The 14,049-nt window shown below is 73.5% G+C and carries 9 protein-coding genes and 1 pseudogene; 6 read left to right on the top strand and 4 right to left on the bottom strand.

Annotated elements, in window-relative coordinates; genetic code table 11:
* The first annotated feature begins 55 nt into the window (after positions 1–55).
* The 3 genes from CSPHI_RS07060 to CSPHI_RS07050 all read left to right on the top strand — a co-directional run bounded on the left by CSPHI_RS07060 (position 56) and on the right by CSPHI_RS07050 (position 4,100).
* Positions 56–1,348, top strand: coding sequence for a hypothetical protein (locus CSPHI_RS07060; protein WP_075692124.1), 1,293 nt, complete (start codon positions 56–58; stop codon positions 1,346–1,348).
* A 52-nt stretch (positions 1,349–1,400) separates the two neighbouring features.
* Entirely contained in the window at positions 1,401–3,509 is a 2,109-nt protein-coding gene (gene uvrB / locus CSPHI_RS07055; protein ID WP_075692123.1) for an excinuclease ABC subunit UvrB, read from the top strand.
* A 150-nt stretch (positions 3,510–3,659) separates the two neighbouring features.
* Positions 3,660–4,100, top strand: coding sequence for a universal stress protein (locus CSPHI_RS07050; protein ID WP_075692122.1), 441 nt, complete (start codon positions 3,660–3,662; stop codon positions 4,098–4,100).
* Positions 4,101–4,152: 52 nt separating this feature from the next.
* On the opposite strand, the gene CSPHI_RS07045 is transcribed toward CSPHI_RS07050, so the two are convergent.
* From CSPHI_RS07045 to CSPHI_RS07035, 3 genes are all read right to left on the bottom strand, one after another.
* Positions 4,153–6,387, bottom strand: coding sequence for a HelD family protein (locus tag CSPHI_RS07045; protein ID WP_075692121.1), 2,235 nt, complete (start codon positions 6,385–6,387; stop codon positions 4,153–4,155).
* 135 nt (positions 6,388–6,522) lie between these two features.
* Complete coding sequence (locus tag CSPHI_RS07040; protein WP_075692120.1) at positions 6,523–7,374, bottom strand: DoxX family protein; 852 nt, start codon at positions 7,372–7,374, stop codon at positions 6,523–6,525.
* Between the two features lie 116 nt (positions 7,375–7,490).
* Positions 7,491–8,168 carry an MBL fold metallo-hydrolase gene (locus CSPHI_RS07035; RefSeq protein WP_342743733.1) on the bottom strand — a complete coding sequence of 226 codons (678 nt, stop codon included), beginning with the start codon at positions 8,166–8,168 and terminating at the stop codon, positions 7,491–7,493.
* A gap of 158 nt (positions 8,169–8,326) precedes the next feature.
* Between CSPHI_RS07035 and uvrA the strand changes: the two genes are divergently transcribed.
* Positions 8,327–11,194 (top strand): excinuclease ABC subunit UvrA, encoded by a 2,868-nt coding sequence (gene uvrA, locus CSPHI_RS07030; protein WP_075692119.1) that lies wholly within the window; start codon positions 8,327–8,329, stop codon positions 11,192–11,194.
* A gap of 61 nt (positions 11,195–11,255) precedes the next feature.
* Here the strand turns inward: uvrA and CSPHI_RS07020 are convergent.
* A pseudogene (locus tag CSPHI_RS07020) lies at positions 11,256–12,629 on the bottom strand (YeeE/YedE thiosulfate transporter family protein).
* A gap of 444 nt (positions 12,630–13,073) precedes the next feature.
* Here CSPHI_RS07020 and infC point away from each other — a divergent pair.
* Together infC and rpmI are read left to right on the top strand one after the other, a co-directional pair.
* On the top strand, positions 13,074–13,661 hold the full coding sequence (gene infC / locus CSPHI_RS07015; protein WP_075692116.1) for a translation initiation factor IF-3: 588 nt from the start codon (positions 13,074–13,076) through the stop codon (positions 13,659–13,661).
* A 161-nt stretch (positions 13,662–13,822) separates the two neighbouring features.
* On the top strand, positions 13,823–14,017 hold the full coding sequence (gene rpmI / locus CSPHI_RS07010; RefSeq protein WP_075692115.1) for a 50S ribosomal protein L35: 195 nt from the start codon (positions 13,823–13,825) through the stop codon (positions 14,015–14,017).
* The last annotated feature ends 32 nt before the right edge of the window (positions 14,018–14,049 follow it).

Below are 14,049 nucleotides of genomic sequence, written 5' to 3'. Positions count from 1 at the left end.
GCGGGGGAGACCCCTCTAGTTGACAACGGTTGTCATTTTCGGTTTGCTGTCCGGCATGTCCGATACCCTTCTGCGGCCCACCCTGCTGGCCGTGCTCGCCACCCCCGCCCTGCTGCTCGGCGCCTGCGCCGACGACGACCCCGCCGCCGACGCAGCGGATGACCACGCCGGCGCCGGCCACGACCACGATCACGACGGCGCCGGCCACGACCACGGCCACGACGGCGCCGCGGCGAGCCTGCCCGAGGTGCGCTCCGCCCAGCCCCGGGTGGCGATCACCCACGAGGGCGGGGTGCTCGTCCTCGACGGCGGCGAGGAGCCGAAGGTCCTCGCGGATCTGCCCGCCGAGGGCTACCTGCGGCTCAACGCCGCCGGCGACGGCCGGCACGCCTTCGTCACCGACGCGGCCGGTTTCCGGGCCCTGGACCTGGGCTCCTACTCCCGGGCGCACGGGGACCACTTCCACCACCACGCCGGGGAACCCTCCTTCACCGGCTTCACCGTGCCCGCCGAGGAACCCGGCCACGTCGTCGGCGGGCCGACCCGGGCGGTGCTCTTCGACGACGCCGGCCAGGTCACCGAGGTGCGCCTGGCCGGGATGGCGGTCACCGAGCAGTTCCGGCTGCCCGCCCACCACGGCATCGCCGTGCGCGAGGATCGCGACCGCTACCTGACCACCCTCTCCGACGGGGCCGGGGAGCGGATCGGGGTGGCCCTGCGCGATGGCGCGGGCGAGGAGCTGGAGCGCCACGAGGACTGCCCCGGGGCGCACGGCGCCGCCGAGGCCGCCGGCGGCGCGGTCGTCGTCGGCTGCGCCGACGGGGCCCTGGTGCACCGCGACGGCACCGTCGCCAAGGCCGCCGCCCCCGGCGGCTACGGCCGGATCGGCACCGAGATCGGCGTCCCCGACTCGCCCCTGGTGCTCGCCGACTACCGGGACGACGAGGCCGCCGCCCGGGCCGATCGCCCGCAGCGGCCCACCCGGGTCGCCGTGGTGGACACCCGGGACGCCAGCCTGCGCCTGGTGGACCTCGGGACCTCCTACAGCTTCCGCTCCCTGGCGATGACCGAGGCGGGGATCGGCGTGGTGCTCGGCACCGACGGCGCCCTGCACCTGGTGGACCCCGCCGCCGGCGCGGTCACCGGGACCATCGAGGTGATCGGGGGGTGGACCGAGCCGGAGGAGTGGCAGCGGCCCCGGCCCGCCCTCGCCGTCGCCGGCGACCGGGCCTACGTCACCGACCCCGCCGCCCGCGCCCTGCACATCGTCGACCTGGCCGCCGGGGAGGTCACCGCCACCGTGGACCTCCCGGGGACCCCGGACGAGATCCTGGCCACCGCGGGCTAGCCGCGCGCGGCCCGCCGCGGCGGCCCCGCCGCGGCTGCGTACCCTGGGATCCATGGCGTTCGCAGCAGAGCACCCGGTCCTCGCCCAATCCGAGTTCCGCCCCGTCGGCGACATCGAGCGCACCGACGCCCGCTTCGAGGTGATCAGCGACTTCGAGCCCGCCGGCGACCAGCCGCAGGCCATCGAGGAGCTCGCCGAGCGGCTCGGCCGCGGGGAGCGGGAGGTGGTGCTCATGGGCGCCACCGGCACCGGCAAATCCGCCACCGCCGCCTGGCTCATCGAGCGGATGCAGCGGCCCACCCTGGTGATGGCGCCGAACAAGACCCTCGCCGCGCAGCTCGCCAACGAGCTGCGCTCGCTGCTGCCGAACAACGCCGTCGAGTACTTCGTCAGCTACTACGACTACTACCAACCCGAGGCGTACATCGCGCAGACCGACACCTACATCGAGAAGGACTCCTCCATCAACGAGGACGTGGAGCGGCTGCGCCATGCGGCCACCTCCAACCTGCTCTCCCGCCGCGACGTGGTGGTGGTGTCCTCGGTGTCCTGCATCTACGGCCTGGGCACCCCGCAGTCCTACCTGGACCGCTCGGTGGTGCTCAAGGAGGGCGAGGAGGTCGAGCGGGACGCCTTCCTGCGGCTGCTCGTGGACATCCAGTACGCCCGCAACGACATCGCCTTCACCCGCGGCACCTTCCGGGTCAAGGGCGATGTGGTGGACATCATCCCCGCCTACGAGGAGAAGGCGGTGCGGGTGGAGTTCTTCGGCGACGAGATCGACGCGCTCTACCACCTCAACCCGATCACCGGCGACATCATCGACCAGGTCCCGGAGCTGCGGATCTTCCCCGGCACCCACTACGTGGCGGGCCCGGAGCGGATGGAGCGGGCGATCGCGGACATCCGCGAGGAGCTCGCCGAACGGCTCGCCGACCTGGAGAACCGGGGCAAGCTGCTGGAGGCGCAGCGGCTGCGGATGCGCACCGAATACGACCTGGAGATGATCCAGCAGGTCGGCTTCTGCACCGGGATCGAGAACTACTCCCGGCACATCGACGGCCGGGAGGCCGGCTCCGCCCCGGCCACGCTCATCGACTACTTCCCGGAGGACTTCCTCACCATCATCGACGAGTCGCACGTCACCGTGCCGCAGATCGGCGGCATGTTCAACGGCGACGCCTCCCGGAAGCGCAACCTGGTGGACTTCGGCTTCCGGCTGCCCTCGGCGCTGGACAACCGGCCGCTGACCTTCGAGGAGTTCGACGCCCGGGTCGGCCAGGTGGTGTTCATGTCCGCCACCCCCGGCGACTACGAGCTGGCGAAGACCGGCGGGGAGATCGTGGAGCAGGTGATCCGGCCCACCGGGCTGGTGGACCCGAAGGTGGTGGTCAAGCCCACCGCCGGCCAGATCGACGACCTGATCCACGAGATCCGGCTGCGCACCGGCCGCAATGAGCGGGTGCTGGTGACCACCCTGACCAAGAAGATGGCCGAGGACCTCACCGACTACCTGCTGGAGAACGGGGTCCGGGTGCGCTACATGCACTCCGACGTGGACACCCTCAAGCGGGTGGAGCTGCTGCGCCAGCTGCGCCTCGGCGACTACGACGTGCTGGTCGGCATCAACCTGCTCCGGGAGGGCCTGGACCTGCCGGAGGTGTCCCTGGTGGCGATCCTGGACGCGGATAAGGAGGGCTTCCTGCGCTCCTCGAAATCGCTCATCCAGACCATCGGCCGCGCCGCCCGCAACGTCAGCGGCGAGGTGCACATGTACGCCGACACCATCACCGACTCGATGGCCGAGGCGATCGAGGAGACCGAGCGGCGCCGGGAGAAGCAGATCGCCTACAACGAGGCCCACGGGGTGGACCCGCAGCCGCTGCGCAAGAAGATCGCGGACATCCTGGACCAGGTCTACGACACCGCCGAGGACGACCCCGGCGAGGGCGAGGGCGCCGCCGCGGACGCCGCCCTGGCCGGGGCGGTGGACCCCTCCGGGCTGCCGAAGGCGCAGCTGGGCAAGCTGATCGACGATCTCACCGAGCAGATGGGCGCCGCCGCCCGGGAGCTGAAGTTCGAGCTCGCCGGCCGGCTGCGCGACGAGATCGCGGAGCTGCGCCGGGAGTACCGGGGCATGTCCGACGCCGGGGTGGACTGAGCCCGGGCGGCCGGCGGGGCGCCGCCGGTGGTTTTGCTACCCTAGGTGGCATCGCCCGGCGGGGCCGCCGGAGCAGCACGCCGCCCCCGCCCCGCGGCAGACCGATCACCTCATCCACCAGGGACGAAGCCCTCCCGGAAGGACAGCATCATGAGCGCTTACCAGACCATCGTCGTCGGCACCGACGGCTCCAAGTCCTCCCTCCTCGCCGTGCAGCGCGCCGCGGCGATCGCCGCCGCCTTCGAGGCGCGGCTGATCATCGGCTGCGCCTTCTACGATTCGGAGAAGTCCGCCTCGGAGACCCTCCGGCAGGATTCGGTGCAGGTGCTCGGCGACGAGACCGCGCAGGCCAACCTCGCCGCCGCGAAGGAGGCCGCCGAGGCCGCCGGCGCCGGCCGGGTGGAGGCCGAGGTGCGCTCCGGCTCCCCCGTGGACGCGCTGATGGCCCTGGTCAACGAGCATGGCGCGGATCTGCTGGTGGTCGGCAACCGGGGCATCAACTCGCTCACCGGCCGGCTGCTGGGCTCCGTGCCGGCGGAGGTGGCCCGCCAGTCCGACTGCGATGTCATGATCGTGCACACCGTCAACTAGCCCCGCCCGCCCCGCGCGCCGCCGCCCCGCCACCCGGGGCGGCGGCGCGCGGCTATTCGTCCAGCACCGTCGCCGGGCCCACCAGGGTCAGCGACTGGGTGGCCCGGGTCATCGCCACGTAGAGGTCCTGCAGCCCCTGCGGGGAGGCCGCGGCGATCCCGTCCGGGTCGGCGAGCACCACATGGTCGAACTCCAGGCCCTTGGCCCCGGCGACGTCCCCGGGGCCGAGCACCGCGGTGAGCCGCCCCGGTTCCGCGGCGCGCAACCGCGCCGCCTCCGCCTCCGCCGCCGCCGGCGCCCCCGCGGCATCGGCGGGGATCCGGCGCACCGGGCGCCCGGTGGCCCGGATCGAGGTCGGCGGGGTCGCCCCCGGATCGATGCGGGCGAGCACCCGGGCGGCGGCGGCCATCACCTCCGCGGGGGTGCGGTAGTTCACGCTCAGCTCGTGCAGCCGCCACCGGTCGCCGAGGATCGGGCCCAGCGCGGCCCCCCAGGACTCCGCGCCCGCCGGGGAGCCGGTCTGCGCGATATCGCCGACCAGGGTCATCCACCCGTTGGGGCTGCGCCGGTGCACCATCCGCCAGGCCATCGCGGAGAGCTCCTGGGCCTCGTCGACGATCACGTGCCCGTAGGCCCAGCGCCGGTCCGCCCGGGCCCGCTCGGCGGTGGTGCGGTGCTCCCGGTGCCGCTGCCGCTCGGCGAGCGCCTCGGCGTCGATGAGGTCGTAGGCCATGAGAATCTCCGGGGCGAAGCCGTCGTCCAGATCCTGGGCCGCGGAGCCGGTGAGCACGTCCAGGGCCTCCTGGGCCTCCTCGATCTGGGCCAGCCAGGCGGCCCGATCCTCCTCATCGGCGTCCGGGCGGTCATCGCCGAGCAGCTCCGCCAGCTCATCGAGCAGCGGCGGATCCGAGGGCCCGAAGGCGGCGCCGTCGGCCCGGTGCAGCGCCGCCCGGGTGGCCTCATCGTAGTCCGCGGCGGCGGAGTCGATCCGCGCCCGGTCGCCGAGCAGGTCGGCGAGCACCCGCTCCGGGGTGAGCCGCGGCCACAGCTCCTCGAGCACCGCGCCGACCCGATCGTCGGCGGCGAGCTCGGCGCGCAGATCCACCCGGTCCGCGGCGGTGAGCAGATTCGCCCCGCCCAGCGGATCCGCCCCGATCGCCGCGGCCGCGGCCTCGGCCAGGGCGCCGGCGAGATGCTCCCGGAACAGCGGCCGGGCCAGGTTATGCGGTTTCCGGGAGCGCCGCGCCCGGGTCCGCGCCGCCCGGGCCATCGCCGGGGTCACCGTCACGGTCATATCGTCCAGGCGGATGTCGATCGGCGCATCGGGCACCCGCTGCCGGTCGCGCACCGCGGCGCGCAGGATCGGCACCATCTCCGCGGAGCCCTTCACCTCCCGGGTGACCAGATCCTCCGCGCCCGCCCCGGCCACCCCGGGGTAGAGCTCGGCGATGGTGGTGAGCACCACCCCGGTTTCGCCGAGGCTGGGCAGCACCCGGGAGATGTAGTCCAGGAAGGCCCGGTTGGGGCCCAGGATGAGCACCCCGGTGCGCTCCAGGCGCTCCCGGTGGGTGTAGAGCAGCCAGGCCACCCGGTGCAGCGCCACCGCGGTCTTGCCGGTGCCCGGCCCGCCCTGCACCACCATGGTGCGCCGGGTGGCGTCCCGGATCACCAGGTCCTGCTCCCGCTGGATGGTCTCCACGATCCCCGACATCCGCCCGGTGCGGGCGGCGTCGAGGACCTCCCGCAGCACCGATTCGCCGCCCACCCCGGCATCGGCCCCGGCGGCGCCGGCCGCCGCCGGGTCGGCGCCGGCGGGCAGGGCCAGCCACTCATCGTCGATGGCGCGCAGCCGGCGGCCCCCGGTGCGCAGATGCCGGCGCAGCGTCACCCCCTCCGGGTGCGCGGTGGTGGCCAGGTAGAAGGGCCGCGCCTGCGGGGCCCGCCAGTCCATGAGCAGCCCCCGGTAGTCGTCCCCCGGATCGGACAGGCCCATCCGGCCGATGTAGCGCCGGTCCAGCTCCGGGTGGCCGGGCACCGGGTTGTCCGGTTCCGCGTCGGCGATGTCGATCCGGCCGAAGACCAGGCCGGTCTCCGCGGCCCGGAACCGCTCCAGCCGGCCCTGCAGCCGGTGGTACTCCACCTCCCGGCCCACCCGGGCGGCCGGCTCCGGGTCATCGTCGAGCATCACCCGGGCCAGCGCCGCCTCGTCATGGCGGCGCTCGGCGTCCAGGTGGGCGTAGATCCGGTCCAGGACGCGCTGTTCGGCGGGCAGCTCCGGATGCGGCACGGGTCCCCTTTCGGCGGCGGGCGGCGGGGCCGCGGCGCGGCCGCGGCCAAGGAGGGAGAGTATACGTGCGCCGGCCCCCGCCGCCCCGGTGGCGGGGGCGGCGGGGGCCGGCGGCGGGGTGCGCGGCGCGGTGGCCTAGGAGAGCTTGCGCAGCTCCCTGCGGGCCTTCTTCGCGGCCTTCTCGCCGCGCTTGCGGGCCTTCTTCGCGGCCTTGCCGGAGCTCTTCCGCAGATCCGCGACGGTGGACTCCACGTCGGCCTCCTCGGCCAGCTCGTGCAGCTTCTCCCGGGCCTCGCCGGCGACGCCGATGACGGTGTCCCGGGCGTCCCCGGCGAAGGAGGCGACCGCGTCGCGCCAGTCGTCCTTGTTCTCCTCCACGTAGGCGCCGGCGGCGGCGGTGGAGGCGGCGGCGCGGTCGGCGAGCACCGCGGCCTTCTCCCGGGCGGCCTCGCCGAACTCGGCGGCCCGGCCGGCGAGCTCCTCGCGGGTCTTCTCCGCCTCGGTCTTCGTCGGCAGCGCGGCGCGCACCTTCTTGTTCACCTGCTCGCCGGCCTTGTTCGCGCGCCAGGCCAGGCCGGGCTTGCCGGCGGTGTCCGCGCTGGCCAGGAACAGCCCGCCGAGCAGGGCGATGTCGGTGAGGAAGCCGGTGCGGCGGTTCTTCTTCTCCTCGGCGTCGGAGGTGGCCCAGAAGGAGTGCCGGGCCAGGGCGGTGGGCACCTGGATGACCGCCAGGGTGCCGGCGGCCAGGCGCGGGGCGCGGCCCAGGGCGTACAGCGAGGCGGCCCCGACCTTCGCCCCGGCGGCGGCCTGCACCAGCGCCTTGGGGGAGTCCGGGATGAGCCCGGCGTACTGCGGCGGGGTGACCTTGCGGACCTGCTGCAGGACCTCCCGGGCGCCGTCGACGTGGTCGCCGGGGTTCTTCAGGGTGTCGACGCCGTCGGCGACGAACACCGAGGCGAGCATCGGGCGGGCGAGCTTGCGGATCATTGCGGTTTGACTCCTGGGGATTGTCCGTGGGCGGCGCGCGGCGCCGCCGGGTGGTGTCGCCCCATCATACGGCAAACCCTGATCCGGGTTCACCGGATTTTCCCGCCCCGGGCCGCTCACCAGCCGCGACGGCGCCACTCCGGCAGCCGCGGGCGCTCCACGCCGACGGTGGTGTCCGCCCCGTGCCCGGGGTGCACCACCGCCGCATCCGGGTAGGCTTCGAAGACCCGCTCCGCGACATCGTCGATGAGCTGGGCGAAGGCGGCCTGGGACTCGGTTTTGCCGACCCCGCCGGGGAAGAGCGAATCGCCGACGAAGAGGTGCGGCTCCGCGCCGGGGACCTCCAGGGCCAGGCAGGCCCCGCCCCGGGTGTGCCCGCGCAGGATGAACACCACCGGATCCACCCCGCCGAACTCCAGCACATCGCCCTGGTCGAGCAGTTCGTCCACCGGCGCCGGCAGATCCGGGGCGTCCAGGGTGGCGGCGACGTGCCGGGCCCCGGTGGCGGCGAGCACCTCGGCGAGCGCCCCGACGTGGTCGGCGTGCGAATGGGTGGTCAGCACGGTCCGGATCGGGGCGCCGGCGGCCTCGGCGAGGGCGAGCAGGTGGCCCGGCTCCGCGGCCGCGTCGATGAGCAGGCCCTCCCCGCCGGCGGCGAGCAGGTAGCAGTTGTTCGACATCGGCCCCACCGCGGTCTTGTACACCGCGACCCCGCCGAGGCGCAGCAGCTGCACCTCCCGGTCGCCCGGGTCGCCGTCGTAGTGCTCGGTCACCGTGATACGTGGCTGGTCCATGCCGACCAGCCTACGGAGGCCCCGGGCGGCGGCGCGAACCGGCGGCGGCCGCCCCCTCGCGCCCCGGGATCGAACAGATGTAGCATGGTCGATCGCGCCCCGCGCGGCCCCGCATGCGGCGGGGGCCGCGCCCCACGACACCGAAGGAAGGCCGCCCGTTGGCTGAACGCCTCATCGTCCGCGGCGCCCGGGAGCACAACCTCGCCGGCGTCGACATCGATCTGCCCCGCGACAGGTTCATCGTCTTCACGGGCTTGTCCGGCTCCGGCAAGTCCTCCCTGGCCTTCGACACCATCTTCGCCGAGGGCCAGCGCCGCTACGTCGAATCGCTGTCCTCCTACGCCCGGATGTTCCTCGGCCAGATGCAGAAGCCCGAGGTGGAGCTCATCGAGGGGCTCTCCCCGGCGGTGTCCATCGACCAGAAGTCCACCAACCGCAACCCCCGGTCCACGGTGGGCACGATCACCGAGGTGCACGACTACCTGCGGCTGCTCTACGCCCGCACCGGCACCCCGCACTGCCCGGTGTGCGGGGAGGTGATCCGCTCGCAGACCCCGCAGCAGATCGTGGACCAGGTGCTCGCCCTGCCCGAGGGCACCCGCTTCCAGGTGCTCGCCCCGGTGGTGCGCACCCGCAAGGGCGAGTTCGTGGACCTCTTCGAGGAGCTCGCCGCCGCCGGCTACGCCCGGGTGGTGGTCGACGGGGCGGCGCACCGGCTGTCGAACCCGCCGAAGCTGGAGAAGCAGATCAAGCACGACATCGACGTGGTGGTGGACCGGCTGCAGGCCAAGCCCGCCCAGCGCCGCCGGCTCACCGACTCGGTGGAGACCGCGCTGCGCCTGGCCGACGGGGTGGTGGTGCTCGACTGCGTGGACCTCGACGACGCGGACCCGAACCGGCGGATGCGCTTCTCGGAGAAGATGGCCTGCGCCAACGGGCACCGGCTGGGCATCGACGAGCTGGAGCCGCGGTCGTTCTCCTTCAACTCCCCCTACGGGGCCTGCCCCGCCTGCGACGGGCTGGGCACCCGCCTGGAGGTGGACCCGGAGCTGGTGGTGCCGGATCCGACGCTGCCCGCGGTCGCCGCGATCGCGCCGTGGACCTCCACGCACAACTCCCGCTACTTCGCCCGGCTCATCGAGGCCCTCGGCGCGGAGACCGGCTTCGACCCGGCCACCCCCTTCGCGGAGCTGCCGAAGAAGCACCGGGAGGCCCTCATGCACGGGTCGAAGACCCGGGTGCACGTGAAGTACAAGAACCGCTTCGGCCGGCAGCGCTCCTACAACGCCCCCTTCGAGGGCGTGATGCCCTACCTGCACCGCAAACTGGACTGGGCGGAGAGCGACTCCCAGAAGGAGCGGGTGCGCGGCTACATGCGCGAGGTGCCCTGCCCGACCTGCCGCGGGGCGCGGCTGAAGCCCGAGGTGCTCGCGGTGACCCTGTCCGGCGGGGAGCGCGGGGAGCTGTCCATCGCGGAGCTGTCCGAGCTCTCCGTGGCGGAGGCCTCCGCCTTCCTCGACGATCTGCGGCTGGGCCGCCGGGAGGAGCTCATCGCCGGCCGGGTGCTGCGCGAGGTGCAGGCCCGGCTGCGCTTCCTGCTCGACGTGGGACTGGACTACCTCTCCCTGGCGCGCTCCGCGGGCACCCTCTCCGGCGGGGAGGCGCAGCGGATCCGGCTGGCCACCCAGATCGGCTCCGGGCTGGCCGGGGTGCTCTACGTCCTCGACGAGCCCTCCATCGGGCTGCACCAGCGGGACAACCACCGGCTCATCGAGACCCTGAAGAAGCTTCGCGATCTGGGCAACACCCTGATCGTGGTGGAGCATGACGAGGACACCATCCGGGCCGCGGACTGGCTGGTGGACATCGGACCCGGCGCCGGGGAGTACGGCGGCCGGATCGTCTACCAGGGCGAACCCGGCGGGGTGCTGGAGCAGGAGGATTCGCTCACCGGGGCCTACCTCTCCGGCCGGCGGGTGCTCGCGGTGCCGGAGCGGCGCCGCCCGGTGGACTTCGACCGGATGATCACCGTCGTCGGCGCCCGGGAGAACAACCTGCGCGAGGTCACCGCCTCCTTCCCGCTGGGCGTGCTCACCTGCGTCACCGGGGTCTCCGGATCCGGCAAATCCACCCTGGTCAACGAGATCCTGGCGAAGGTGATGGGCAATGAGCTCAACGGCGCCCGGCTGGTGCCCGGCCGGCACACCCGGGTGGAGGGCCTGGACCAGCTGGACAAGCTGGTGCAGGTGGACCAGTCGCCGATCGGGCGCACCCCCCGGTCCAACCCGGCGACCTACACCGGGGTATTCGACAAGATCCGGGCGCTGTTCGCGGAGACCCAGGAGGCGAAGGTGCGCGGCTACAAGGCCGGGCGGTTCAGCTTCAACGTCAAGGGCGGCCGCTGCGAGGCGTGCAAGGGCGACGGCACCATCAAGATCGAGATGAACTTCCTGCCCGACGTGTACGTGCCCTGCGAGGTCTGCGGCGGGGCCCGGTACAACCGGGAGACCCTGGAGGTGGCCTACAAGGGCCGGAACATCGCCCAGGTGCTGGACATGCCGATTTCGGAGGCGGCGGAGTTCTTCGCCCCGATCCAGTCCATCGCCCGCTACCTGGACACCCTGGTGGACGTGGGCCTGGGCTACGTGCGGCTGGGTCAGTCCGCGACCACGCTCTCCGGCGGGGAGGCGCAGCGGGTGAAGCTCGCCTCGGAGCTGCAGAAGCGCTCCCGGGGCCGCACCGCCTACATCCTCGACGAGCCGACCACCGGCCTGCACTTCGAGGACGTGCGCAAGCTGATGCTGGTGCTGCAGGGCCTGGTGGACAAGGGCAACACGGTAATCGTGATCGAGCACAACCTCGACGTGATCAAGGCCGCGGACTGGATCCTGGATCTCGGCCCGGAGGGCGGCGCCGGCGGCGGCCGGGTGGTGGTGGAGGGCACCCCGGAGGATGTCGCCGGCTGCGCGGGGAGCCACACCGGGGCCTATCTGAAGGGGATGCTGCCGGGGGCCGCCGGGGACTGAACGACGGGCCGGGGACGCCGGCGCCCCGGCACCGGATGGTGCCGGGGCGCTCCGTGGCGGGTCAGGGGGCCGTCGCGGCGGCGCCGTCCTTGACCACGGTGATGGTCCACTCCGCGTCGCCGACGACGCGGAAGTCCTTCACCCCGTGGCCCTCGCCGGCGGCCCAGCGGGGGATCGCCTCGGTGGCCTGGGTGCAGTCGAAGCCGATCACCAGCTCATCGCCGGCGTCGAGCGCGGCGATCGCCTCCTTGGCCTCGAGCAGGGGGAAGGGGCACACCGCGCCGGTGGTCTCGAGCACTCGGGTGGTCATGGGGGGTCCTTTCGTTCGGGGGTTCGCGGGGGAGGGGGATCAGGCGGTGACCGGCGCGGGCGCGGGCTCGGCGGCCCGGTCCCGGCGGGGGCGCAGCGCGGCCGGCAGCAGCGGTTTGCGCTGCAGGTAGATCCGGGTGGCCACGCCGCAGCCGAGCACCATCGCGGCCAGCGAGATCCAGCCCTGCCAGGCGAAGAGGCCGGTGGCGACCATGCCGTTGCCGACGGTGCAGCCGCCGGCCAGGGCGGCGCCGACGCCCATGGCGACGCCGCCGCGCACGGAGCGCCAGGCGATCTCCGCGGAGGGCACCCGGACCCGGAATTCGCCGGAGAGCTTCGCGGCGAGGTAGGACCCGGCGATGATGCCCAGGGCGAGCAGGGTGCCCCAGTTGAGGTACTCGGCCTCGCCGGTGCCCACCCAGCCGATGAAGTGCGCCGAGGGGGTGGTCACGCCGAGGCCGGCGTACCGGCCGGTGGCCTCCGACAGCGGCCAGGCGGCCACGCCGATGAGGCCCACGATGACCGCGGTGGGGTAGAGGCCCCAGGGCTTCTCGGCGAGCAGATGCGCCAGGCCGGTCCTGCGCGCCGGCAGGGTGGGGATGGCCAGGGCCGGCCGGCGCAGCTCCCGGGCGAGCAGCCAGCCGGTGACCGCGACCAGGGCGAGCAGCGGCACCGCCACCGGCAGGCCCAGATCGCCGTGGATGGTGCCGGAGCCGACGGTGGCCCCGCGCAGCCGCTCGGTGTAGTCCGCGGCCGGGCCGATTTTGATGAAGGCGGCGGAGAGGGCGTAGGTGGTCAGCGCCAGCCAGGAGCCGACCAGGCCCTCCCCGGCGCGGTAGTAGGTGCCGGTGGCGCAGCCGCCGGCGATGACGATCCCGTAGCCGAAGACGAAGCCGCCGAGGATGCTGGCCACCGGGGGGAAGCCGAGATCGCGCAGCTGCACCAGGCCGAGGGCGTGCAGCCCCCAGGCGCCGACCGCGTGCACCGCGATGACCAGCATCAGCGCGGTGAACCCGCGCATGCTGCGGGTGAGCCAGATGTCGCGGAGGAAGCCCGTGACGCAGAAGCGGCCGCGCTGGAGCACGTAGCCGAGTACGGCCCCCAGGGCCGCGCCGGTGAGGATCATGCGGATGCACCGTCCTTCGGTGGTCGTGTGGTGGGGATGGGCGCCGCCGCCGGCCCCGGAAAGAAAACGGACCGGTCTGTACGGCTTCCCGGCAGGCTAGCGCAAACAAACAGGTCTGTCTAGTCCCGGGCCGGGGGTTCCGCCCGCGGGGCCCGCCGCGCCGCGCCGACCGGCGGTTTCCCGCGCGGCCCGGGGCGTGCTATCCTCATCCCCACGACCGCCGATCGGCTGTGCCCGGACAAGGTTCCGGGTTCCGTCGAGCCGGTGTCGAAGAGGATGAGGATCCCACCCTGGGTGCGCCGAAGAACCATGGTTGCGCCGGGGTCACCCGGGTCACCGGGCCGGCCGGGTAACCGGCCCGCCCGCGCCCCGGGCCCAGCGGGCGCCGCACGCGCCCGGCCGCCGGGTGCGCCCGCGGCCGGCGGGTTCGGCCCGTTCCCCGCGGTGGCCTCAGCCTCCTCGCCCCGCGGCGGTCCGCACAGCAGTGAAAAGCTCGACTTAGGAGGCCACATCAGCGCTGAAGCTCGCATCAACGACCGCATCCGGGTACCCGAGGTCCGCCTCGTCGGCCCCGGTGGCGAGCAGGTCGGGATCGTCCGCACGGACGAGGCCCGCAAGATCGCCTACGAGGCCGATCTCGATCTCGTCGAGGTCGCGCCCAACGCCAAGCCGCCGGTCTGCAAGATCATGGACTTCGGAAAGTTCAAGTACGAGCAGGCCCAGAAGGCGCGCGAGTCCCGCAAGAACCAGCAGCAGACGGTGGTCAAGGAACAGAAGTTCCGTCCCAAGATCGACGATCACGACTACGAGACGAAGAAGAACAACGTCATCCGGTTCCTGGACAAGGGGTCCAAGGTCAAGGTCACGATCATGTTCCGCGGCCGCGAGCAGTCGCGCCCGGAGCTGGGCTTCCGGCTGCTGCAGCGGCTCGCCGACGACGTCGCCGAGCACGGCACGGTGGAGGCCCGGCCGAAGCAGGACGGCCGCAACATGACGGTGGTCCTGGCCCCGGTCCGCAAGGGCAAGAAGTAACGGCACCGGCCCGCACGCCGGGACGCGGGATGACCCGCCCCCGGCGCGCGCCCCGCTGCCCGCAGAACCCGGCGACCCGGATCCCCATCCGGGTGCCCCGGCCCCCGGCTGCACCCCGGGGTGGACCGGACACGACAATCGCGTAAGGACGTGGACGAATCATGAAGCAGAAGACCCACAAGGGCACCGCCAAGCGTTTCAAGGTCACCGGCTCCGGCAAGCTCCGCCGCGAGCAGGCCAACCGCCGGCACCTCCTGGAGGGCAAGCCCTCGACCCGCACCCGCCGCCTCAAGGGCGACACCGACGTGGCCAAGGCCGATGTCAAGCGCGTCAAGCGCCTCCTCGGCAAGGCCTGAGCGCCCGCCGACAGCCCCCGCGCCGCCCACCC

Source organism: Corynebacterium sphenisci DSM 44792 (genome assembly GCF_001941505.1).
GTDB classification, from domain to species: domain Bacteria; phylum Actinomycetota; class Actinomycetes; order Mycobacteriales; family Mycobacteriaceae; genus Corynebacterium; species Corynebacterium sphenisci.
This window is presented reverse-complemented; position numbering and strand designations above follow the sequence as displayed.